At 57.9% G+C, this 22,945-nt stretch carries 21 protein-coding genes; 12 read left to right on the top strand and 9 right to left on the bottom strand.

What is annotated here, in order from left to right; translation table 11 throughout:
- Nucleotides 1–33: 33 nt before the first annotated feature.
- Entirely contained in the window at nucleotides 34–1,548 is a 1,515-nt protein-coding gene (locus tag IFT84_RS15910) for an FAD-dependent oxidoreductase (RefSeq protein ID WP_192121113.1), read from the top strand.
- Nucleotides 1,549–1,596: 48 nt separating this feature from the next.
- Here IFT84_RS15910 and IFT84_RS15905 read toward each other — a convergent pair whose 3' ends face one another.
- The gene (locus tag IFT84_RS15905; protein ID WP_192121111.1) at nucleotides 1,597–2,598 is read right to left on the bottom strand and encodes an SIS domain-containing protein; all 1,002 of its coding nucleotides are present in this window, start codon (nucleotides 2,596–2,598) and stop codon (nucleotides 1,597–1,599) included.
- A 121-nt stretch (nucleotides 2,599–2,719) separates the two neighbouring features.
- On the opposite strand from IFT84_RS15905, the gene IFT84_RS15900 reads away from it, so the two are divergent.
- Nucleotides 2,720–3,565, top strand: coding sequence for a PfkB family carbohydrate kinase (locus tag IFT84_RS15900; RefSeq protein ID WP_192121109.1), 846 nt, complete (start codon nucleotides 2,720–2,722; stop codon nucleotides 3,563–3,565).
- Here IFT84_RS15900 and IFT84_RS15895 read toward each other — a convergent pair whose 3' ends face one another.
- The gene (locus IFT84_RS15895) at nucleotides 3,566–4,675 is read right to left on the bottom strand and encodes a LacI family DNA-binding transcriptional regulator (protein WP_192121107.1); all 1,110 of its coding nucleotides are present in this window, start codon (nucleotides 4,673–4,675) and stop codon (nucleotides 3,566–3,568) included.
- Nucleotides 4,676–4,903: 228 nt separating this feature from the next.
- Between IFT84_RS15895 and IFT84_RS15890 the strand changes: the two genes are divergently transcribed.
- The 4 genes from IFT84_RS15890 to IFT84_RS15875 all read left to right on the top strand — a co-directional run bounded on the left by IFT84_RS15890 (nucleotide 4,904) and on the right by IFT84_RS15875 (nucleotide 8,601).
- The gene (locus IFT84_RS15890) at nucleotides 4,904–5,779 is read left to right on the top strand and encodes an ABC transporter substrate-binding protein (protein WP_244651244.1); all 876 of its coding nucleotides are present in this window, start codon (nucleotides 4,904–4,906) and stop codon (nucleotides 5,777–5,779) included.
- Between the two features lie 73 nt (nucleotides 5,780–5,852).
- Nucleotides 5,853–6,788, top strand: a complete 936-nt coding sequence (locus tag IFT84_RS15885; RefSeq protein WP_192121105.1) for an amino acid ABC transporter permease — start codon at nucleotides 5,853–5,855, stop codon at nucleotides 6,786–6,788.
- A gap of 20 nt (nucleotides 6,789–6,808) precedes the next feature.
- Nucleotides 6,809–7,567 carry an amino acid ABC transporter ATP-binding protein gene (locus IFT84_RS15880; RefSeq protein WP_244651253.1) on the top strand — a complete coding sequence of 253 codons (759 nt, stop codon included), beginning with the start codon at nucleotides 6,809–6,811 and terminating at the stop codon, nucleotides 7,565–7,567.
- Nucleotides 7,568–7,650: 83 nt separating this feature from the next.
- A complete protein-coding gene (locus tag IFT84_RS15875) occupies nucleotides 7,651–8,601 on the top strand; it encodes an ornithine cyclodeaminase family protein (protein ID WP_192121103.1) in 951 nt (316 codons plus the stop codon).
- 42 nt (nucleotides 8,602–8,643) lie between these two features.
- On the opposite strand, the gene IFT84_RS15870 is transcribed toward IFT84_RS15875, so the two are convergent.
- Both IFT84_RS15870 and IFT84_RS15865 read right to left on the bottom strand, forming a co-directional pair.
- A complete protein-coding gene (locus IFT84_RS15870) occupies nucleotides 8,644–9,726 on the bottom strand; it encodes a catalase family protein (protein WP_192121101.1) in 1,083 nt (360 codons plus the stop codon).
- Nucleotides 9,727–9,810: 84 nt separating this feature from the next.
- On the bottom strand, nucleotides 9,811–10,782 hold the full coding sequence (locus tag IFT84_RS15865; RefSeq protein WP_192121099.1) for an AraC family transcriptional regulator: 972 nt from the start codon (nucleotides 10,780–10,782) through the stop codon (nucleotides 9,811–9,813).
- A gap of 142 nt (nucleotides 10,783–10,924) precedes the next feature.
- Here IFT84_RS15865 and IFT84_RS15860 point away from each other — a divergent pair, with 142 nt between their 5' ends.
- From IFT84_RS15860 to IFT84_RS15835, 6 genes are all read left to right on the top strand, one after another.
- Nucleotides 10,925–12,175 (top strand): ABC transporter substrate-binding protein, encoded by a 1,251-nt coding sequence (locus IFT84_RS15860; protein WP_197975576.1) that lies wholly within the window; start codon nucleotides 10,925–10,927, stop codon nucleotides 12,173–12,175.
- 69 nt (nucleotides 12,176–12,244) lie between these two features.
- Nucleotides 12,245–13,108: a carbohydrate ABC transporter permease gene (locus IFT84_RS15855; RefSeq protein ID WP_192121097.1), complete on the top strand. Its 864-nt coding sequence runs from the start codon at nucleotides 12,245–12,247 to the stop codon at nucleotides 13,106–13,108.
- Nucleotides 13,105–13,923: a carbohydrate ABC transporter permease gene (locus IFT84_RS15850; protein ID WP_192121096.1), complete on the top strand. Its 819-nt coding sequence runs from the start codon at nucleotides 13,105–13,107 to the stop codon at nucleotides 13,921–13,923. The genes IFT84_RS15855 and IFT84_RS15850 overlap by 4 nt, the downstream gene beginning before the upstream one ends.
- A gap of 4 nt (nucleotides 13,924–13,927) precedes the next feature.
- Entirely contained in the window at nucleotides 13,928–14,974 is a 1,047-nt protein-coding gene (locus tag IFT84_RS15845; protein ID WP_192121093.1) for an NAD(P)-dependent alcohol dehydrogenase, read from the top strand.
- Complete coding sequence (locus tag IFT84_RS15840) at nucleotides 14,974–16,029, top strand: ABC transporter ATP-binding protein (RefSeq protein ID WP_192121091.1); 1,056 nt, start codon at nucleotides 14,974–14,976, stop codon at nucleotides 16,027–16,029. The genes IFT84_RS15845 and IFT84_RS15840 overlap by 1 nt, the downstream gene beginning before the upstream one ends.
- 144 nt (nucleotides 16,030–16,173) lie before the next feature.
- Entirely contained in the window at nucleotides 16,174–17,190 is a 1,017-nt protein-coding gene (locus IFT84_RS15835) for a LacI family DNA-binding transcriptional regulator (RefSeq protein ID WP_192121457.1), read from the top strand.
- A 32-nt stretch (nucleotides 17,191–17,222) separates the two neighbouring features.
- On the opposite strand, the gene IFT84_RS15830 is transcribed toward IFT84_RS15835, so the two are convergent.
- From IFT84_RS15830 to IFT84_RS15810, 5 genes are all read right to left on the bottom strand, one after another.
- Nucleotides 17,223–18,500 carry a D-tagatose-bisphosphate aldolase, class II, non-catalytic subunit gene (locus IFT84_RS15830; RefSeq protein WP_192121089.1) on the bottom strand — a complete coding sequence of 426 codons (1,278 nt, stop codon included), beginning with the start codon at nucleotides 18,498–18,500 and terminating at the stop codon, nucleotides 17,223–17,225.
- A complete protein-coding gene (locus tag IFT84_RS15825) occupies nucleotides 18,497–19,444 on the bottom strand; it encodes a tagatose kinase (RefSeq protein ID WP_192121087.1) in 948 nt (315 codons plus the stop codon). The genes IFT84_RS15830 and IFT84_RS15825 overlap by 4 nt, the downstream gene beginning before the upstream one ends.
- A gap of 5 nt (nucleotides 19,445–19,449) precedes the next feature.
- Nucleotides 19,450–20,412, bottom strand: a complete 963-nt coding sequence (locus tag IFT84_RS15820) for an ABC transporter permease (RefSeq protein WP_192121085.1) — start codon at nucleotides 20,410–20,412, stop codon at nucleotides 19,450–19,452.
- The gene (locus IFT84_RS15815) at nucleotides 20,409–21,923 is read right to left on the bottom strand and encodes a sugar ABC transporter ATP-binding protein (RefSeq protein WP_192121083.1); all 1,515 of its coding nucleotides are present in this window, start codon (nucleotides 21,921–21,923) and stop codon (nucleotides 20,409–20,411) included. Before IFT84_RS15815 ends, IFT84_RS15820 begins: the two co-directional genes overlap by 4 nt.
- Nucleotides 21,924–22,033: 110 nt before the next feature.
- The gene (locus IFT84_RS15810) at nucleotides 22,034–22,918 is read right to left on the bottom strand and encodes a substrate-binding domain-containing protein (RefSeq protein ID WP_192121081.1); all 885 of its coding nucleotides are present in this window, start codon (nucleotides 22,916–22,918) and stop codon (nucleotides 22,034–22,036) included.
- Nucleotides 22,919–22,945 lie beyond the last annotated feature (27 nt).

Here is a 22,945-nt window from a genome sequence, read left to right as displayed (position 1 = left end):
GTTCTCACTCCAATGTTTCTCGGGGTTGAGCGCATGCAGATTTTCGATGTTATCGTCATTGGTGGCGGTATTACGGGGGCGGCTGCGGCTAATCATTTGATAGCCGCAGGCCACAGCACGCTGCTGGTTGAAGCCGGTGATTTCGGCGCCGTCACCACCAGCCGTACAAGCAGACTGCAGTACTGCGGCTTGGCCTACCTGAACGGCTTTGAGAGTTTCTCAACGATCGCAACCCAACCGCAGGCATTCGCGCAGCGGCTGGGTTTGGCGCGCCGGTCGATGCGGGAGCGCTCCGCGTTTGTTCGTCAGAGTCCCGAACGGTTGCAGACGGTCGACTTTTATCTGCCGATCTATGCGCGCGACGCGGCTTCCCCCTGGAAGATGAAAGCGGGTTTTCGCCTTCTGGATATGATGGATACCGGCGGTGAGGGACTGACCTACACGTTTCTGGATGCCAATGCGGCCCGTGCCATTCCCATGCTGACTGGCGCAAGTTCACGAGGCGCGTTGGTGGGGGCCATCCACTATGTAGAATACCAGTATAATTGGCCGGAGCGCATCTGTGTTGATACGGTCATGAATGCGGCTGAGGCGGGCGCGGAGGTGCGCAACTATTGCCCGGTTCAACATATTGAGCGTGAGGGGGATGGCTGGCGTGTGACCTGCTTCGACAAGCGGACGAAGGCTCCGTTCAGCGCCACTGCCCGCGCAATCGTCAATGCAGCCGGGCCTTGGGTGGATACCATTGCGCGAGCGGCGGGCATAAGCGTGGCCCAACTCAACCAGGGAGAAAAAGGCACGAATATTGCCCTGCGGTTGCCCGCAGAGTTCCGCGGGCAGGGTTTGCAAACCCTGTCACGCAGCGGTGCGCCGTTCTACCTGATTCCGTGGGGTGCGCTGCATTACGCAGGACCGGTGAACAGCAGTGCCGAGGCAGATGCAAAGGGTTTCGTCGCGCAGGATAACGAGATCACCTCCCTTATTGACGAACTGAACGATCTGTTTCCGGACCTCAACCTTGGCCATGAGGATATCGTTTACAGTTGGGCCGGGGTACGCCCACGTACCTATGCCCCGTCTGCCCCGTCAGGCGGATCCGGCCTGCAACTTCACACGCCAGCGATGACGGGTCTTCCCGGCTATTATGTGTATACCGGCGGGTTGTTGATGATGCACGGGCAGATTGGCCGCGAAATCGCAACTGCGGTAACGCAGGCGTTTTCACCAAGCAGGGAGCCCCAGGCGGTTAAGGTCGGACCGAGACCATTGGCAGCGACGGACCAGCGCGGGGTGATCACCTCCGTCGATGGGGTTTCCGTTCCAGTGTCGGCACTCAATGATATGGTGGCGAGGGAAAGCGTCATGACGCTGGAAGATGTGATGTTTCGTCGTGCCAGTTTCGGCTGGAACGAGCATCTTGGCACGGATGTCGTGGAAGACGTCGCCGAGGCGGTGCGCGAAACCGCAGGGTGGTCAAAAGTCGAAGCAGGGTTGCAGATCATGGCCTATCGCGAAACCGTGAACCGCAGCTACAAATTCCGGGGCTAAATTTTATGACCATACGCGGCGGGCAGACAGCGCCCGCCGCGTTCAAGCTCAATAGTCGGTCAGCTTTTTCATGTACCGGCGGGCTAACAGCATCGGCTGGTCGCGCAGGGCAGCCAGCTTGTAGGCGAATTTCCAAAGGGTATCGAAGAAGATCAGCGGCACCAGATAGCCCTGAAACGCCGCGTCGATACCGGAGAGATCCAGCGTTTTGGCATCCAGAACCATGATGTTTTCGGCGGAGCCGTAGCGCTTCAGGAACTCAACCGTACGCTCTTCCAGACGCCGGGTTTCATCCAGCCCGACAAAGGAAATGAAGCACGCGTTTTCATCGACGACTTCAAACGGGCCATGAAAGAACTCGTTGGCATGGATCGCTTGTGAGTTGATCCACTGCATTTCCATCAGCACGCAAATGGAAAAGGAATAGGCTGCCCCATAATCAGCGCCACTGGCGGTCGTGTAGATCACGTTTTTATCGTAAAAACGATGCGCATATTGTTCGAACATGTCTGCGAACTGGGCGTGCGCCTTGTCGATGGCTGGCTGAAGATGACTGAGGCTTTTCAGCAAGGATGGAACATGGTCGATCTTGTCGGCCAGCCGCACAACGCCGGCCAGAAGCATGTAAAGCACGCCGTAATTGCTTTCGGCTGCGTCAATTGGCACGCCAGTGGTGTAGGACGCCTGATAATTGACCACATAATCCACAGCTTGTGCCAGCGGTGAGGCCGAATCAAGCGTCATACCAATGGTGATCGCGCCGTTGGACTTGGCGTGCTGCGCGGCGCGCACTGTTTCCTTCGTCGTGCCGGTCTGCGAGCATAAAATGACAAGCGCGTTGGCGTTGAGGTGACGCGGATCACGGCAAACGAACTCGTCCCCGTTGTAAACGTCTGATGTCAGTGCGTCGGAGTGGCGGTCCAGGAAGTATTTTCCCGGATGCATGATGGACAGCGAACCGCCGCAGGCAACCAGAAAAACATGTTTGATGGAGGTGGAGGCAAGCGCGTCCAACGCGCTGGCAATGTCCGCATTCAGGGCAGTTTTCATATCGTCCTCGTGTTTGGAAACCCTCTGCGGGTTTCGGAAATGGGCAAGGCCGCCATTCGGATTGACAGCTTTCGTGCAATGTGCGAACGTTCTCACAACTTGTCAATCGGAAAGAATTGAGATGGTGAAAATTGCTGCGATGGGCGACAATGTCGTTGATTGTTATATGTCCATGGAGACCATGCTTCCTGGAGGAAACTGTCTGAACGTGTCGGTGTTTGTGCGCCGTTTTGGCGGCGAGTCCGCCTATATTGGCGCTGTCGGAGATGACACGGCAGGCTATCTCATCCGCGATGCACTGGTGGAAGAGGGCGTGGATGTCAGCCATCTGCGCATGGTGGAGCGCGGGCCGACTGCCTATTGCATCATTGGGCATCGGGATGCCGATCGCATTTTTCTACGGGCTGATCTCGGCGTATCGATGATTGAACCGACCTCAACCGAACTTACGTTCCTCAGCGGTTTCGATGCGGTCCATATTGGACAATCGAGCGGACTGGACGCTATTGTCGCGGAGGCTGCGTCCAAAACTCGTCTGTCCTACGATTTTTCCACCCGTCGGGATGCCGATCATCGCCAGTCAATCGCGCCTTTGTGCTTTCTGGCGTCTGTTTCTGGGGGCGGGCTTTCGAACAACGACGCCCTGGCGCTTCTGGAAGAGTTGCGTACCGCCGGAGCGACATGGGCACTTGTGACCCGCGGCGAGGAGGGTGCGATTCTGGCGGGGGAGGGGCAGGTGCTTTCCGTGCCCGCCGCACCGGCAGAATTGACCGATACGCTGGGGGCTGGGGATACGTTTATCGCCCGCACCCTGTACGGATTGTTGCAGGGCGAGACGCCCTCCGTCCTGCTCACTGAAGCTGCGAAGGCAGCATCACAAACCTGCCGGTATTACGGGGCTATCGGCTACCCAGCGCCCATTGTTCTGACAGGCGATGTGCCGGAATTGAGAGACTTCACCAACTGACTATGCCGTTGTGGCGAACATGGGTGCGGCCACCGAGCCGCGCTGTGCGAATGTCGGCTCCAGCGACAAATGTTGCATGGGGCCATCGTCCCCTTTGATGCGCGCCAGCATGAGTTGCGCGGCCGCTTCGCCCATGGCGGTGAGTGGCTGCGCGACCGCTGTGATGCCGGGCTTGATAAACGTCATCCAGTCCAGATCATCAAAGCAGATCAGGGACAGGTCATCAGGAATGCGCAAATTGAGCGCCGTAATGGCATCCATTGCCACGGCAGATGTCAATCCATCCACGGTAAACAAGGCCGTTGGCCGGTCCGGGCGGGACAGAAGCGCCATGGTGCGCGTTTTTGCGGCCTCGGCGGAGTAGGCGCCAACACGGCCGATCAAGTCGCGATCAATGGGAATACCGGCAGCAGCATGGGCCTCTATATAACCAAACAGACGCTGCCAGCTTGGAAACAGAGTGGCGGGGTCTAGCGAACTGTCCAGTACGCGGTCTAAAAAGGTTTCGACGTTGCCGGAGGCCCACCGCTCAAGTTCTGCAATCATGCCGATGCGGTGGTGCCCGGCTGCCAGCAACTGCGAGATACAGTTGCGAGAAGCCGCGCGGTTGTCCACCGTGACCGAATCACCTGCAAGACCGTTGACGATGCGGTCGATCTGCACGATGGGACATCCTGCTCTGACCGCCGCATGGAGATGTGCCGAATCATAGATGTCGCATGGCGCAATGATCAGGCCGTCGATCTGTTTTTCAAGGAGAAGCTGCACCGCCTCCAGTTCGCGTTCCAGCAATTCATCGCTGTTGGTCAGAAGCACACCAAAGCCTTGGGCACGGGCGACGTCGGCAATGCCGCGCAGAATGCTGGCGTAAAACGGGCTTTGTATATCGCCCGCCACCACGCCGATTGTCTTTGTTTTGCCGGTGATCAGGCTGCGCGCCAGCAGGTTGGGGCGATAGCCGAGCTTTTCGGCGCTGGCGCGCACGCGCTCCTTGTTATCCTCGCTGGTATATCCATACCCCCCAAGAACCCGGCCGGCTGTCGCAGTACTGACACCAGCCAGCTTGGCGACTTCGGTGATCGTCACTTTCGACGTTCTTTTTTCCGCCATGGTGGGCTCCTTATGTGTGCTGGCAACGGATTACAGGCACTCTTGCCTGTATCCTGCACTGTAAACAGCAATTTCTTGTCCGAACCGACCGACAAATTCGGTTTCTGTCACTTTCTCACTTGACGGAAAACAAAATGCAATGCCTAAATATGAGAACGTTCGCACAATTGATCGACGGAGCCATGTTTGTGGGTCTTCGTTTTGACGAAAAGCAAAAGGGGAATGGTCATGAAAGTTTACTCAACGTTCAAAACAAAACTGCGGTGTCTGTCTTTCGTCTGCGGGCTGATGACTGCATTCGCGCCGAGCGCCTATGCGGATGTCATTCCGGCTCTGCATGATGCGTTGCCGGAGGCCTATCGCACCAATGGCGTGAATGTGGCTGTGTTCAATGACTGGGCACCGGATGAATTTATGGAAAATGGAGAGCTGAAGGGTTGGAGCGTTGATCTCGCCAAGGAGATTTCCGATCGTATCGGCGCTGAGTTCAAATACACTGGCACGACGTTCGATGCGCTGATTCCCGGCCTTGCCAGCAAACGCTTCGATGCCGCTTTCTCCTCCTTCGGCGCAACGATGGAGCGTATGGAAATTGTCGACTTTATCGCGCAACGGCGTGAAGGGTCCGGCTACGCCTATCTCAAGACCAAACCGCTCGACATCAAGGAAGAGAAGGACCTGTGCGGCCATAGCGTCGCTATCCTCAATGGTTCCTGGGATTACCAGAGCCTGGTCAAAATCAACGAGGAAAAATGCGTTGCGGCAGGGCTCAAGCCTATCGATCTGCAGCAGTTTGCAACGCAGAACGCGGCAGAGCTTGCGGTGTCTTCCGGCCGCGCTGAGATCGTTGCGGCAGGCTCGGCCAAAATGGGCTATTTTGCCAAGCAGATCGGTACATTCGAGGTGTCGCCCCTCATCAGCAACGCCGTTTATAGCTGCATCGGCGTCAAGCGGGGCGATCCTCTGGGTGCAGTCATTCGCGATGCTATCGATGCAATCATCGCCGATGGCACCTATACCAAAATTATGGACAAGTGGGGCATCACGGCGGGTCGGATCGACAAATCCGTTCTGATCACCAAAGAAAACCCCGTTCTGCAATAAGCGCAGCGCATGATACTGGATATGGCGGGAGCTTTGCCCGCCGTATCGGCCAAAGCAGTCAGCCGGAGCAGAGATGACAGACCATACCCCACAGCCCCAGCGCCCGGATATTCATGCCGTTACGCCCGTTCCAGTCCGCCATCCCTCCCGGTGGATCGGCGGCGCCATTCTTCTGGTTCTGGCGGCCATGTTCATTCACCTTCTGGCAACCAACGACAATCTGAAATGGTCCGTCGTCTGGCAGTATATGTTCGACAAGGAGATTCTGGCTGGCCTGGGCCGCACACTGCTGCTCACCTGTCTTGCGATGATCGGGGGCCTCGCCATCGGCATTGTGCTTGCCATCATGCGTCTGTCGCACAACCCGGTGTTCCAAACGGTCAGCTGGGCCTGGATCTGGTTTTTCCGCGGCGTTCCGCCGCTTGTGCAATTGATATTCTGGTACAATCTGGCGCTGCTGATCCCGGTTCTGTCGATCGGCATACCGTTTGGTCCGCAATTCTGGTCCGCCAATATGAACGATCTCATTACCCCGTTCAGCGCGGCCCTGCTTGGCCTTTCGTTTACCGAAAGCGCCTATGCGGCGGAAATGATCCGCGCCGGCATTCAGGCCGTCAGCGGTGGGCAGACCGAAGCTGCCGCAACGCTCGGCATGTCCAAGAGCCAAACGCTACGGCGGATCGTGTTGCCGCAGGCACTGCGCATTATCATTCCGCCAATTGGCAACGACACCATTTCCATGCTGAAATTCACGTCGCTTGTCAGCGTTCTGGCGCTGCCGGATTTGTTGTACTCGGCCCAGATGATTTACGCGCGCACCTATCAGACCATTCCGCTGCTGATTGTCGCCACCATCTGGTACCTTCTGATGTCCACAATTCTCACGCTGATCGAGCATTATATCGAGCATCGGCTGTCGGACGGTAAGCCGATCTCCATCAGCAGGATTGTCGCTTCGTTGTTCAAAAGCCGGTTCTGGACATCACGTCGTGCGGAGGCATCATTGTGAGTATCGCCAACCCCAACCCAATGCCGCTGCTCAATGTCGAGCGACTGTCGAAAAGCTATGGCAGCCACCACGTCCTCAAGGGCATTGATATGAGCGTAGCGGCTGGCGATGTCACCTGTATCGTCGGCCCGTCCGGCTCTGGCAAAAGTACCCTGCTGCGCTGCCTCAATTATCTGGAAGTGCCGGATTCCGGCGCCATTTTTCTGCAAGGCGAGCCTGTTGGCATGCGCTGGCGCGGCGAAAAGCTCTATCGCATGTCGTTTAACGAACTATCCGTTCAGAGGCAGAAAATGGGCATGGTCTTTCAGGGCTTCAATTTGTTTCCGCACAAAACCGCGTTGGAAAACGTGATCGAGGCACCGGTCATCGTCAAGGGCATCGGCAAAGCGCAGGCGGCTGAAGAAGGCATGGCGCTTCTCGACAAGGTGGGCCTTAAGGAGCGGGCGCATTATTATCCGCGCCAGCTTTCGGGCGGGCAACAGCAGCGCGTGGCAATTGCGCGTTCGCTTGCCATGCAACCAACCCTGATGCTATTTGATGAGCCAACATCTGCGCTTGATCCGGAACTGGTTGGCGAGGTCTTGTCTGTCATGCGGCAACTGGCGGAGGAAGGCATGACCATGGTGGTGGTAACCCACGAGATGAGCTTTGCCCGCGACGTTGCCGATCATCTGATCTTTATGGATGGCGGTGTAATTGTCGAAGCCGGAGCGCCGAACGACGTGCTTTCCCGGCCCCAGCACGCCCGCACGCAATCGTTCCTTGCGCGCGTTCTCTAGAGCATTTCCAGAGAAAGCGGAATCACTTTCACGCCCGGACAATGCGACAAAACAAGTGCTCTAAGCCAACCCGGAAATTTGCCATGAAACATTTCAGTGCCGATGAGGTTCACAGCCACCTGCCGTATCCCGCCCTCATAGCCGCTTTGCGTGACGCCCACACTGGTGCCACCATGCCGCAAGCGCGTGTGCAGGTCTTGAGCGACAGCGCAAATGCCGACAATCAATTCGTAACGCTGGTGGCATGGGCATCCGGCGATGTCATCGCAGTCAAGCTCGTCGGCGTCTTTCCCGGCAACACAGCGCTCACGCCTCCAGAGCCCTCGGTGCAAGGGCTGGTAACGCTGATCAGCGGCAAGACGGGTGCGCCGCTTATGACCTGCGACGGTGCTGCTTTGACATTTCGCAAGACGGCTGCGGACTCTGCCCTTGGAGTCGATCTTCTCGCCCGCAAGGACGCTGAGGTTCTGCTCGTGTTGGGTGCAGGCGGCCTTGCGCCGCACGTGATCGAAGCACACACCAGTGTTCGCCCATCCATTCAGCGTGTCCTGATCTGGAACCGCAATCCCGAAAAGGCGACCGCCTTGGCCTCGAGCCTGCCGCCTTCGTCCTACCGCGTGGAAGCGGTCGGCGACCTCGACGCTGCGTTGGCCAAAGCCGATATTGTTACCTGCGTCACCATGGCAACCTCGCCACTGGTGAAAGGCGCTTTATTGAAGTCGGGTACCCACGTCGATCTCATCGGTGCCTACATGCCCACCATGCGCGAGGCCGACGACGATGTGATTGCGCGGGCGGGCCACATATTCGTGGATACACGCAACGGCTGCGAAGGCTCCGGCGACATCGCCGATCCGCTCGCCAGCGGATTGATCACTCGGGATGATATCATTGCGGATCTGTTTGACCTTTGCGACGGCAAGCATCCGGGCCGCACTGATGAGGCACAGATTACGGTGTTCAAAAATGTCGGCGGCGGACATCTTGATTTGTTTGCAGCGCGGTTTCTGGCAGGTAAAAGCCTGCCTGCCTAGGGTAGCCTATTCGCTCACCCCAGGCAGACAACTCAGCTTGCGTTATGCGGGAATGTCGTCAATCGTGGTTGGTTCCTTCTCGGCAATGCCGTTTTCCGTGTGTCGGAATGCCGAGAGCGCTTGATACACTTGCAGGCGGGCTCGCATGACCGAGCCCAAAGGACAGTGTGCCGCCAGACTATGGGCCGGGCGGAATGTCATGACGTCATCGAAGTAATGCTGACGCGCGGCACTGTAGGCGTTTTGCGCAGGCAGGCGCAGCGTGGCGACGGTGCGGTAGGGGCTTTCTTCGACCGGCCAATCGACTGAAGCATCCTCGATCGGCTGGCTGTCGGCATTGACCCAAAGCTGGGCCCGGATTTCATACACGACCTCATTTTCGGCAAAGAAACCGACCGTCGCGTGGCGGAAACCGTTTTCATCGTCGTGGGGATCCAATGTCCAGTCTTTCAGCGTCTGCTGTGCAGCGGAAACCGGGAAGGCGCCAATTTTTGCCACATACTCTCCGAAGCGAATGGGGGCCTGACTGAAATACGGCTCCGATAGAGGGTGAGTGAATGGATGGCCAAAAAAATCCGCTTTCGGGCTTTCGGTGCCTACCGCATGAAGCAATTTGTTGAAGTTGCGCATGGTGGAGGAAACCACGCTTTTGACGCCTTCCGGCAGAGACGTGGCCTTTCCAATCACCGTACCATCCCGCAGGAAACCCTTGGCTGTTCCAGACGGAAATGTTGTGCCGGTTGCCAGAACGAAGTCTTGCGTATCCACGTTGTGCCCCGGCAGCTTCTCACCTTCAACGCCGAAAATCTTGATCGCCATGCCACGGTGGGTGGACACCCGGTCGCCAAGTGTTTCGCCCGGACCCTGTGCGAAGCGCACGGCAACGCTGAACGTTCCGGGTTTTGCAAAGAGACCTTGAGCCAACTCTGGCGGAAGGCCGGGCGAGATCGTCAATTCACCAATAGCACAGGCGCTGCTTTTGGCGTGGCTAGCGCGCACGGCGTGTTGCTCTCTCTTTTCGACGGTTTCGCTCTGTTGCGTCATTCCCTGAATAATGCCGTCAATGGTGGCCTGCTCGTCGGCATCCGGTTGTTCGATATCAGGGGTGTAGCGGAGTGGGAGCATAATATCCTCGTGGACTTGGGCCAAGGGGCTCGGCCGGTGGGCTGGGAATGATTTTTACAACCAAGCCACCCCGATTATGTTCCTTCAGGAAAGCATGCTGGTGGCGCGCATCAGCGCCGAATGGCGGTAGGCGCGGGGTGTCATATTGGTCTCCAGTTTGAAATACCGGTTGAAGTTGGAGAGATTGTTGAAGCCTGCTTCAAAGCACACATCGGTAATGGGAATATCGGTTTCTGCCAGCAGGGTTCGCGCGCGCCACACGCGGACGGACCGGCTGTAGCTGGAAAATGTCATGCCGGTCATTGTCTTGAACGCGCGCGAAAAAGCAGAGGCATCCAGCCCAACCGCTCGTGCCACGTCATGCATTTGAATATCCGGGCTGGATTGCAGCATCTGGATGGCCCTGTCTATGCGGCGATGGCGCTTGTCGGACACCTCGCTGTAGTGCGACACGAAATGTGCGCTGGCGAGCGAGCGCTTGTCCGGTGCGGCTTCTATATCGTTCAAAATGTCGATGAACAGTCCCAGTCCCGACCCTTGGCCCGACCCTTGGCCCGACCCTTGGCCCGACGCTTGGCCCGAACCTTGGCCCGCCGGACCATCCAACCTGTGCAGGCGCAGAATTTTATCTCCGATTTTTCCGGCCGACTTTCCCAGTATCTCAATACCGCGCTGCGCTGCGTTCTTCAGCCGGTGCAGAACGTCGAACTCCGGGCAGGCAGCCCGAATCTGCATCAGGGCATCCGCGTTGAATTGCAGAACAAGATCGCGGCCTGGAAGGTGGGGTGCCCCCGGTGTTATCCAGTTGTGCGGCAGGTTTGTGCCCGTGAGAACGAGATGCCCCGGCTTGAACGGCCCGACATAATCCCCGACATAGGCAAACCCCTGCGCAGCCGGAATGAAATGGATTTCCCATTCCGGATGATAGTTCCAGATGCAGATCGGGTTCGGGTAATCATCACGTCGAATAAGGTAGGACTTGCCCCCCGGTAGAATGATCTGCTCGCGCGTCGCCGTATGGGTTGTTGGTGTCGGCGGCAATAAATCCGGTGACATACGCGTTAAACCTCCTGCATTCAGGGCAATAATTGTCAAAATAATATCAGTTTTCAGCAAATCCTCAACTAGTTCTCTGCTGCATCATCGCGGAAACTGACGCCATACAGCACGGGAATGCTGTACTCTTTGGGAGGTTACCATGATGAAACATTTGTTCCGTGCGAGCTGCGCGGTTGTTGCGCTCCTTGCTGCATCCAACGCTTTTGCCGCTGCACAATGCAGTGCCGATCTTCGTATTCTGGCCCAGCCGCGTGATGGCCTCACGCTGCTCGAAGACTACGTGGATGAGTTCGAGAAACTGTCGGGAGCCGGGTTCGAGATCAGCTATCTCAACGAAAACGATCGCCGCGCCAAGTCGCAGGCCGATGCGTCCACCGTTGGCAGCTTCAACGTCTATTATGTCGATGAAGCCAATCTGGCCCTGTTCGCATCGTCTGGCTGGATCGTTCCGCTGGAAGGATACTACCCGGCTGAATATGATTACAACGACTTTGATGCGGGTATGCGCGCCGCAGCCACCTATGATGGCAAGCAGTGGTTTGCCCCCATTCAGGGCGGGGGCGATCTGCTCGTCTATCGCACCGATCTTCTGGAAAAGGCCGGAATTCAACCACCCAAGACCTGGGACGAATATATTGCTGCCGTTCAAAAGCTGCATGATCCGGAAAACGGCGTCTACGGCACGGCCTTGCGCGGCCAGCGCGGCTCGGGCGCCAATGTCTGGCGCTGGATGCCCTTGTTCAAGGCCAATGGCGGAGAGTGGTATAAGGACGGTCAGCCTGCCTTCAACTCCGATGCGGCCGTAAAGGCGACACAGGCCTATCTGGACCTGTTCAAGTATTCCGCACCGGGCACGCAAACCGGCTCGTGGGATGAATCGACCGGCGCATTCCGCGCGGGCAAGGTTGCCATTCTCGTGGAATCGGCACCACTGGGCGGTATGTCCGTGGACAAGGCACAGAGCCAGGTGGCCGACAAGGTTGCCTTCTCGGTGCCGCCCACGCCGCTGCCGGGTGCCGGTTACGCCCACGGCTTTGCCATTGCATCCAAGGCCAATGCCACGGATGAGGAGAAGGCCTGCGCCGGTCTCTTCGTTGCCTGGGCCACGTCTAAAGAGCAGGAAGCCCGCCGCCTTGCTGCGGGACAGCCCGGCGAACTGACGCGCACCAGCACGTTCACGAGCCCGAAATATGCCGAGACTTTCGGTCAGAATCTGGCCGATGCCATGGCCGCCACCGGTGCTCGCACACAGGTAACCTTCTGGCAGGACCCGCGTTGGCAGGAACTGGGCAACCAGTGGGGCATCATGCTGGAAGAGTTGATCACCGGCAGCCGCACCGACATCAAGGGCGCTTTGAACGAACTTGAGGCATTTGCCCGCAAGCTCTGATCTCCCTTTGGTGTATCCGGCGCGCCTTATGACGGGCGCGCCACTTTTTTTCAAACAAGGATCTGCTCCATGCGACGCGGACGCACGCTGCCCTACGTTTTTCTGGGGCCGACGCTGTTTATCCTGATCGTGCTGGCACTTGTGCCAACGGTCTATGCCATCAATATCTCCCTGCAAAACCGTACGCTCGCACAGCCTGCGGCAGACTATGTGGGTTTTGCCAATTATCTGGCCCTGTTGTCCGATCCCCGGTTTCTGAATGCCCTGTGGGTATCGCTGAAATGGGAAGTTTTGAGTGTGACGATGACGATGATTACCGGCGTCGTGCTGGGCATTGCCATGTTCGAGGCAGCAAGCGCCCGGATGCGCAATATCCTGTGTCTGCTGTTTATCATCCCGGTTCTGCTGCCACGCGTTTGTGCGGCTTTCGTCTGGAAGTTTGCTTTCCATCCGCTTTACGGAACGTTGACATGGCCAGCGCGCGAGTTGACGGGCGCAACTCCCGATATTCTCTCGACGCCGCTCGGTGCGCTTCTGGCCGTTGCCTTTGTCGATGTCTGGCAATGGGGATTGTTCTTCGCGGTGATTATTCTGAAACTGCTTGAATCACTGCCGGTCCAGCCGATCGAAGCCGCCCGAATTGACCGTGCTTCGCGTTGGGAAATACACCGCTTCGTAACGCTGCCGATGCTGAAGGCTCCTTTGATCAGCCTGCTGCTGGTAAAAGCCATTGAGAGCCTGCGATCGTTCGATCTCGTCTACGTTATGACGCGCGGCGGGCCTGGCATCTCCACTGAAACGCTGGATATGTATGCCTATTCGCAGGGCTTTATCGAATCCGGCAAGATCTCCTACGCATCGTCGATGGCTGTTATCATGATGGTTTTGACAGTGGTCACATTTACAATCACGTGGAAGAGGTTGAACCGATGAAAATTTCGACTTTCCTTCTGCGTCTACTGCTGGTCGTGGCCGGTGCTCTGGTGGTGCTGCCGCTGCTGTGGACCTTGCTGAATGCATTCAAAACCAATGCGGATCTGCTCGTCAGCACGCCAAAGCTGATCTTTCAGCCGGTCTGGGACAATATGAGTTATGTGCTGAACCGCCGCTCTGTGGCCCGTGCACTGACGAATTCGGTCATCATCTGCTCCGTGGCGGTGGTGATCGGTGCGCTGATCGGTGTTCCCGCGGCCTACGTTATCGCGCGGTTCAAAAACCGCCTGACGGCGGAAGCGCAGTTCTTCGTGCTGTCGCTTCGGTTCCTTCCGCCCGTCGCCATTGCTATTCCCATGCTGGTCATCTGGCTGGGGCTGGACCTCTACGATACCCGCTTTTCACTGATCGTGACCTATCTGATCGTCACCGCATCCATTACCATCTGGCTGTCCGTGCCTGCCTTTGAGCGCGTCAGCCTGCATGTGGAGGAGGCCGCGCGGGTGGATGGTCTGGGGCTGTACGCCACCTTCTTCCGCATAGCACTGCCAATTGCGCGGTTCCAGATTTTCGGTGCCATTGCATTCTCCTTCGTTCTGGTCTGGAATGAGTTTCTTCTGGCCATGATGTTGACCACGTCAAACGCCAAGACACTGCCTATTATCGCATCTGAAATGTCCCAACTCGGCATGAATGTGCCGTGGGGTATCCTCAACGCTGCGGTTGTTCTGTTGTCCCTGCCACCGCTGATCCTGCTGGGGTTGCTGGCAGGCGGACTGAATGCCGCTTTCTCCAAGAAAAACAATCAGGGTTGATGAAATGAAAGCACTTGTTCTTGAACGTGTCGGCGAGTTGAACCTGCGGGACATTGACCTGCCAGCCGAGCTTGGTCCCGATGATGTCCGCATTCGGCTGCATACGGTCGGCGTCTGCGGCAGCGATGTGCACTATTACACCCATGGCCGTATCGGCGATTTCATCGTCAATGAGCCCATGGTGTTGGGCCATGAGGCCGCTGGCACGGTGATCGAGACCGGGGCGAATGTCACGAACCTCAAAGCCGGAGACCGCGTTTGCATGGAGCCGGGCATTCCCGATCCGCGCTCGCGCGCCTCTCGCCTCGGTATCTACAATGTCGATCCGGCGGTCACGTTCTGGGCGACCCCTCCGGTCCACGGCATTCTGACCCCGGAAACCATCCATCCGGCAAGCTTTACCTACAAAATGCCCGATAACGTGTCTTTTGCCGAAGGCGCGATGGTGGAGCCGTTTGCCGTTGGTATGCAGGCGGCTGCGCGGGCACGCATCACCCCCGGCGATACCGCTGTCGTTACCGGCTGCGGCACAATTGGCATCATGGTGGCTCTGGCGGCGCTGGCGGGCGGCTGCTCCCGCGTGCTGATTTCGGACCTGTCCGATGCAAAACTGAAGCTTGCGGAAACCTATGCGGGCATTACCGGCATCAACCTGCGCGAAACGGATATCGTTTCCGCCGTTGAGGGCGCCACGGACGGCTGGGGCGCTGATATCGTGTTCGAATGCTCCGGCGCTGCTGCCGCCATCCGCGATATTTTCAAGGTCGTGCGTCCCGGCGGAACCGTGGTTCTTGTTGGCCTTCCTCCGGAGCCGGTGGCTGTCGACATCGCTGCGGCGTGCTCGCGCGAGTGCCGTATCGAGACCGTGTTCCGCTATGCCAACGTGTTTGACCGCGCCTTGGCGCTGATTGCCGCCGGAAAGGTCGATCTCACGCCTCTCGTATCGGACACTTACCGATTTGAGGACTCTATTGCCGCATTCGAACGGGCCGCAGAGGGGCGCGCCGAAGACGTCAAACTGCAGATCGTTCTGGATGAGGAGGCGGGCTGATGGCAACCGTCGAATGCCGCTCCATCCATAAGATGTACGGCGCCCTCGAAGTCATGCGCGACTTCAATCTTCATGTGAATGATCATGAGTTCGTCGTGTTTCTTGGGCCGTCCGGCTGTGGAAAATCGACGATGCTGCGCATGATCGCGGGGCTCGAGGATATCTCCAGCGGTGATCTCCTCATCGGCGGCGAACGCATGAATGATCGTGATCCCGGCGAGCGCGGCATTGCCATGGTGTTCCAGAACTACGCACTTTACCCGCATATGAGCGTGCGTGAAAACATCGTTTTCGGGCTGGAACGTGCCGGTGTGGCCAAGGATGCGATCAACGCCCGCCTGGCACCGGTGGTTGATGCGCTCGGGCTGGAGATTTATCTGGGCCGTAAACCCGCAGAACTTTCTGGCGGTCAGCAGCAGCGCGTGGCCATTGCCCGCGCCATGATCAAGACGCCGGATGTTTTTCTGTTCGACGAACCGCTCTCCAATCTCGATGCAAAACTGCGTGGAAGCCTGCGCGTGGAAATTGCCCGCCTCCATCGCGACTTGAAGACAACAAGCGTATATGTCACCCATGACCAGCTGGAAGCTATGACTTTGGCCGACCGGATCGTTCTGATGAAGGACGGGCGTATCGAGCAGATGGGGACGCCGGAGGAGATCTATCAGGCGCCCGCCACGCTGTTTGCGGCAGGCTTTATCGGCACGCCCAACATGAACTTTCTGGACCTCGACGCCGCTGATGGCACACTCACGGATGCGGATGTGCACCTGTCCACTCCGTTCAGCGTCCGTCCCGGAAAAGTAACTGTGGGTATCCGGCCCGGCTCTGCAAAGCTGACGGATACGGGCGGCGCGATCCGGGGTCAGGTTGAGCGCAACGAATTCCATGGCGAAACGCGACTGGTGACGGTGCGAAGCGGTCGGCATGAGTTCAATGTGGCCGTTCCTGCTTCGACAACTCTTGGCGAAGGCCAGACGATTGGCCTGAATGTGGAGCCAGTCGACCTACACCTGTTTGACCCCGCAACCGGTTTGCGGCTCCGTTCGAACTGACAGGTCAGCGCCCGCCCCAACGGGCGCTGCCAAACCTTTTCTCATGGAAAATCTAAACTTGACACGATGAAAATACCGCTCCACTAATCGTTCCATGAAATACGCATGGGGGCAGGGGGTGGCAGGGTGAAAACAATCAAGACCATGGAGGATTTCTCCGAGTTTGTCGGGCTGTCCCGTCCCACTGTATCCAAGTACTTTAACGATCCCTCGTCGGTACGCCAGAAGACACGGCAGATTATCGAGCAAGCCATTGCCACATCGGGTTTCCGCCCAAACCTGTTTGCCGTCAACCTCAATCGCCGTCGCACAAATATTCTCGGCGTGATTGTTCCCAACTCCACCGATCCGTTCTACATGGCGCTGACGCGTCGTATCGAAACCATTGCCGATCAGGCGGGCTTTCTGGCCTTTGTGCTGAGTTCGGATGGCAAGCCGGAGCGGGAGGAACACGCAATTGAAACGTTCAAATCGCTCAATGTCGCGGGTGCTATCATCGCGCCACTGGGCGTCAAATCCCATCAGGACAAGCTGCTGAAACTTGGTGAGACCATACCGCTGATTTCGGTGGATTCGCCTCTGGATGATAAATCTCCCTTTGTCGGCACCAACAACCGGCAGAGCTTTCATCTGATTGTCGATTATCTCTGCCGCTCGGGCAAGCCGCCCTGCTATTTGCGCATGCCGCCCGTCAACAGCAATGCGCTGGAGCGACTGGACGCCTACACCTCCTCGATGCAGGCGCTGGGCGAAGAACCACATGTGGTGGAAACGATCTCCGATCCATCCTGGGACTTTGAAAAGTTCGGCTTTGATGAAACCCTGCGGACCCTCGGCAATGGTGGTTTTCCAACCAAAACCGTACTCTGTGCCAATGACCGTGTTGCCTTCGGTGTGCTGGCGGCGGCCTATCAGGCTGGCTTGAAAGTGGGGCGCACGGAGGATTGCGACCTGCGGGTGGCAGGTCATGACGATCAGCCATTGTCACGCTACACCTGCCCACCGCTGACGACCGTGGCGCAGAACCACAACGAGATCGGTCGTCTCGCCATTGAACTCCTGCTGCACAAGCTGGGTGAAAGCACGGGCAGCAAGATGGAATTTCCAGACAATGAGCGCATCCTGCTCAACGCGGAAATCATGCTGCGCACCTCCGCATAAAAATGCCCGCTTAAGGCGGGTATTTTATCGGCTCAGGCAGCACAGGCCGCAAAGTAATCTTGCAACACCAGATCAACAGCCGAGAGCGCAAGCGCCTTGGCCTCCGGTTTTACTTCACCACGGCGCACGGCGTCGTAGGACTGGAAGAGATACTGGCTTATCAGCGTTTCGGGGATCGTCACGCCATCAAACAGTGCAAACAAGTCAGCCACAGCACTGGCCGCCTGTGGCTCCGGCCAGTAGTAGCGAATGCGGTCGCTATAGCTGAAATGGCGCTGCAAACGCTGTTCGTCGGGCGAGCCATGATAATACTTATCCCAGTTGCCGGGCTTTGCCAGCATGACCTGTTCCATGGTTTCGCGCAGCGACTGCTGGCGCTTGCCGGGGAAGAGGAAGTCGGCAATGTGATCCAGCCCGTAGAGCGCCTCGCGCAACGCGAAAGTCACGCCGGGGCCAACCTTCAAAATGGCAAAACCACTGGCAACGAGTTCCGTCAGCGCCTTGCGGCCCTGATAGTCGGTTGAATGCGCCTCGAAAACAAAGCCGGGCATCTGCTCCAAGGTCGCGCTCAGCGGCTTTGCCTTGGCCTGATTAAACAGGATGACGTTGTGGTTGCCAAACTCCACGCCGGGCTGCACCACCGCACCAATGGCCCGCTCGAAGGCGTCGTTCAGCCCAAGGGCAGCAAAGGCCTCGGCGTGGACCCGCACGGTCTCCAGTGCGGCATCCGGTTTGGTCAGTTCCAGTTCTTCCAGTTCTTCCATGGCCCCGCCGGGGATCGGCACTTCGGTGCCGATAATGTAGACGGGCTTGATGGCGCTGTTTTTGGTTGCCTCTTCTGCCACGGCGGCAAGGCTTGCAGCGCGTGACGCGGTAACGGCATCGGCCAGCGCCACGGGTTCGCCCGCGCAGCCCATGCTGGTATCAAGGTGGAGTTTCGTGAAGCCTGCTTCGGCGAAAGCGCGGATCATGACCTTCGCCTTGTCCATCGCTGCTTCAGGATCAAGATTTTTCCAGGGATTGGGGCCCAGATGATCGCCGCCCAGAATGAGCTTTTCAACGGGGAATGACACCTTGGTGGCAATATCCTCAACGAAGCGGCGGAAATCGGCGGGCGTCATGCCGGTATAGCCGCCATCCTGATTGACCTGATTGCAGGTCGCCTCGATCAGCAACGGCGTGCCTTCCTTGGCCGCGCGCAGCATGGAGGCTTCGATCACCAGCGGATGGGCAGAGCAGATCGACGGAATACCGCGAATGCCCGGCCGCTTGGCCCATTCGGCGATGTCTTTCAGCACATTGATCGTCATGCGGTTGCTTCCTTTTCTGCGATAAAGGCCTCCAGTTCGGCGCGTGTGGATGCGCCCTCCATCGGGCCGGACATCATGACGGCGCGTGCGCCGGATGCATTGGCAAAGCGCAGCGCGTCCAGCGGCGCCGCTCCGTTCAACCAGAATGTAACGAAGGTGGCGCCAAAGCTGTCTCCGGCACCCGTTGGGTCCACTTCATCCACTGCGAAACCGGGGTGAGACATACGGTTGTCGGCATCAAAATAGGTGGCACCGGCCGCACCGCGTTTCAGCACAATGGCCTTGATGCCGGTTGCCAGAAGCTTGGCAACAGCCTCATCTTCCGTCTTGGCGTCGGCAAACAGGAAAAGCTCTTCACCGCTTGGCAGAAACACATCGGTTTTTGCCAGAACCGTATTCAGTGCTTCCCTCATGCCGGGGCTATCGAGAATTTCGGCACGGAGATTCGGATCGAAAGAGACCGTGCCACCTTTCGCCTTGATGGCGGTAATGGCCGCCAGAATGCTGTCCACCACGCTCGGCGCGTATAGGGACGAGCCCATGACGTGGATATGCGTGCATTCATCGAGAAGCGTCTGCGTGGCTTCGCGCAGAGCGATCGTTCCGCAGGCACTGTGGCGTATATTGAAGACGAAGGCGCGGCTACCGTCTTCCCGGTAGCGCACGAAAGCGCTGCCGGTGGTCCCCTGCGGATCAACCTCGATGCCGGAAATATCCACACCGTCGGCTTTCAGGCGCTCGAGGTTGACGTGACCGAAATCATCGTCGCCGACCCGCGAAATCATGGCACAGGCCTGACCCAGCTTTCCCACCTGATCGATGAAGATGGCAGGCGCACCGGAGGGGAATGGCCCAATCAGCGGCACGGGCGCGCGAAAACCGTTGCCGCGCTCGGTTGCGATAATTTCAACGAGAATTTCGCCGATTGTCAGAACTTTGGCCATGGTCTTCACGCTTTCGCCCGTTTGGAGCGGACATCCAGCCAGACGGCGATCAGGATGACCAGACCTTTGACGATCAACTGGTAGAAATAGGGGACGGACATCATGTTCATGCCATTGTTCATGACGCCGATGATCAGCGCTCCGATAAGCGTGCCGACCATGGTGCCAACGCCACCGGCAAGGCTGGTGCCGCCCAGAACGGCCGCCGCAATCGCGTCCAGCTCATAGCTCATGCCTGCATTCGTCTGTGCCGAAAACAACCGCGAGGACAGGAGAACACCGCTGATAGCGGCCATGACGCCGGAAATCATGAAGATGGAAATCTTCAGCCGATCCACCTTGATGCCCGAATAGACAGCCGCTTCGCGGTTGCCGCCTGTCAGGTAAGCGCGCCGGCCAAAAGTGGTCTTGGATAACAGAATGTGGTTGATCAAAAACAGAACCACTACGATCCAGATGATGATCGGCAGGCCGAGGAAGCTGTCCGAACCGATGGCTGTCCAGGTCTCATTGTCGATCATCGCAGGCGCGCCGTTGGTGGGCAGGCTGACAAGCCCGCGATAAATACCCATGGTCGCGACCGTCACGATAAAGGAGGGCAAAAGCAGCTTGGCCGTTAGCGCGCCGTTGACGAAGCCCAGCAGCGCGCCCGCGAGTACCGTAATGGCCAGCGCTGGTGCGAAACCAAGGCCGAAGGCAAAGCATTGCGCGCCCACCATCCCCGCCACCGCGATGATGGAGCCGATGGACAGATCGATCTCGCCCAGCAAAATGACCCAGGTCATACCGAAGGCGGCAATGGCGATGACCGCCACCTGCTGCAGGATGTTGGTGAAATTCGCTACCGACAGGAAGCGCCCGCTGGTCAGCGAAAAGATGACGCAGAGGATGATCAGGGACAGGAAAATGCCGCCATATTGCTTCATGATCTTGATGAAGGCGGCGTTGGATGCGGTCTGCTCACTCATGATTGAAAACCTGTTGCAAAGGTCATTATGGTTTCCGGGTTGCGGTCATCGCCTTCAAGCGTGGCGCTCAAGCGCCCCTCATGCATGACGACCACGCGGTCGCTCAAGCCCAGAACCTCCGGCAGTTCAGATGAAACCAGCAGTATTGCCGTTCCCTGTGCTGCCAGTTGACGGATGATTTTGTAGATTTCGAATTTTGCGCCCACATCCACGCCCCGTGTTGGCTCATCGAGGATCAGCACCTTGGGGTGGGTTAAAAGCCATTTCGCCAGCACGATCTTTTGCTGGTTGCCGCCGCTGAGCGCCCCGGCCACCGTATCCAGCGAACCGGTTTTGATCGACAACCGCTTGACCTCGTCCACGGCGGCGGCACGTTCGGCCCGGCCGCGCATGAAGCCAAGGCGGCTGGCGTAGGACTGCAACGCCACCATGGAGATATTCCATTCCACGCTGTGGCTGAGAACAAGTCCCTCTTCCTTGCGGTTTTCGGTCACAAAGCCGATCCGCTTGGCAATGGCATCGACAGGCGAGGTGATCGACACTGTTTCGCCGTCCAGTCGAATGGTGCCGGTGGCGGGCTTCATGCCGAACAGCGCGTTCATGACCTCCGAACGGCCCGATCCGATCAGGCCGAAGAAGCCAAGAATTTCGCCCGGACGCACATCGAAGGAGATGTTCCGGAAGTCTTCCGAATGGGTCAGATTGTCGACCGACAGCACCGGCGCAATGCTGGTGGCAGGCGCATCCACATCGCGGGGCGGATAGATTTCATCCATGCGGCGGCCAACCATGAGCGCGATCAACGCGTCAATGGTCACGCTCTCGCGTTCCCGCGTGGTGATATATTCGCCATCGCGGATGACGGTAATGTCATCGGACAGGCGCATGATCTCTTCCATGCGGTGGGAGATGTAGATAACGGCAACGCCGCGCTGTTTCAGCCGCTCGATGATGGCAAACAAGATATCGGCCTCGTTGTCACTCAGCGATGACGTCGGCTCATCCAGAATGACGATCTTGGCATCGATGCTCAAACCCTTGGCAATCTCTACCAGCTGACGCTGCGCGATCGAGAGGTTGCCGACCTTTTCCGTAACATCAATGGGAAGGCCGAGGTCGCGGACGATTTCGGCGGCCTGTCGCACCAGCGCCTTGTCGTTGATAAAGCCCATGGAAGAGGGCTCGCGGGTTGCCAGAATATTTTCTGCAACGGTGAGATTGTTGCACAGGCTCAGTTCCTGAAAGACGATGGTAAGGCCCCGTGCAGCCGCGTCCTGCGGACTGGTGGGAGCATAGGGCTGGCCTTCCAGCTCAACGGTGCCGGACGTTGGCTGGTAGACACCGGCCAGAATTTTCATCAGCGTGGATTTTCCCGCGCCGTTTTCACCCAGCAGGGTGTGCACGCGACCCGGGCGCACCGTCAGGTTCATGTCGCGAAGCGCCATAACCGGGCCAAACGACTTGGTGACATTGCGAATGGTGAGAACGCTGTTTTGAACGGAGGGATCCATGCCCGGTTCCTTGCTGGAAATGCTTTAGCCCACTGTTTCGGAGATGGCGAAACAGTGGGCCTTCGCGGCGGTCTTCCCCAATATCGGAAAGACGCTGCCTTGGGAGTCGGTTACTTCTTGGTATAAACGCCCGGTACGATCGGCTGTTCTTCAGGCACCGTTTCACCGGCAATAACCTTGACGGCAGTATCGACAGCCTGCTTGCCCATCTGGTCCGGGAACTGCTGGATCACGGCAGCCATAACAGGATTGCTGTCCACAGCCTTGCGGGCTTCTTCCATGCCGTCAAAACCGATAACCTTGACCTGGCCGTCAAGTCCGGCTGCCTTCACGGCAACAGCGGCGGCCAGTGCCGCATCGTCGCCAAAGCCGAAGATGCCGGTGATGTCCGGGTTGGCTTGGAGCATGTTCTGTGCGGCTGCCAATGCTTCAGCGCGGGTAATGCCGGTCTGCTGGGCAACGATTTCGATATCCTTGTGCTCGCCAATGGCTTTCTTGAAGCAGTCAACGCGGTTGACCACGGATTGAACGGTCGGGTAATCAATAATGGCAACCTTGCCCTTGTTGTCGAGCAGCTTGGCCATCAGTTCGCCCGCCTGCACGCCACCGGTGTAGTTGTCGGTGCCGATATGGGACGTAACCTTTGCGTCAGCAGCCGGCACATCGACCGTAATGACCTTGATGCCAGCCTTTTCCGCCTTGTTAATAGCCGCGCGCACGCCCTGGCTATCGACCGGCGAAATGACGATAACGTCAACGCCCTTGACGATGAAGTCTTCAACATCGGCCAGTTGCTTGTTGAGGTCCTGGTTCGCGATAGCGACTTCCAGCGCGACGTTCTTGTCCTTGGCTTCCGCCTTCATGGCGTCTGCTAGTTCAATGTAAAATGGGTGCTGCTGCGTCAGAAGCGACGCGCCAATGCCATCGGCAAATGCATGCGTCGCCGCAAGGGTAAAAGCAGCGGATGCGATAAGCGATTTCAATGTGAATGTCATAAGTTCCTCCAGGGATCGCGCGGACGG

Source organism: Rhizobium sp. CFBP 8762, assembly GCF_014841565.1.
Taxonomy (GTDB): domain Bacteria; phylum Pseudomonadota; class Alphaproteobacteria; order Rhizobiales; family Rhizobiaceae; genus CFBP-8762.
Note: the sequence above shows the minus strand (reverse complement) of the source record. Positions and strands in the feature narration are given on the sequence as shown.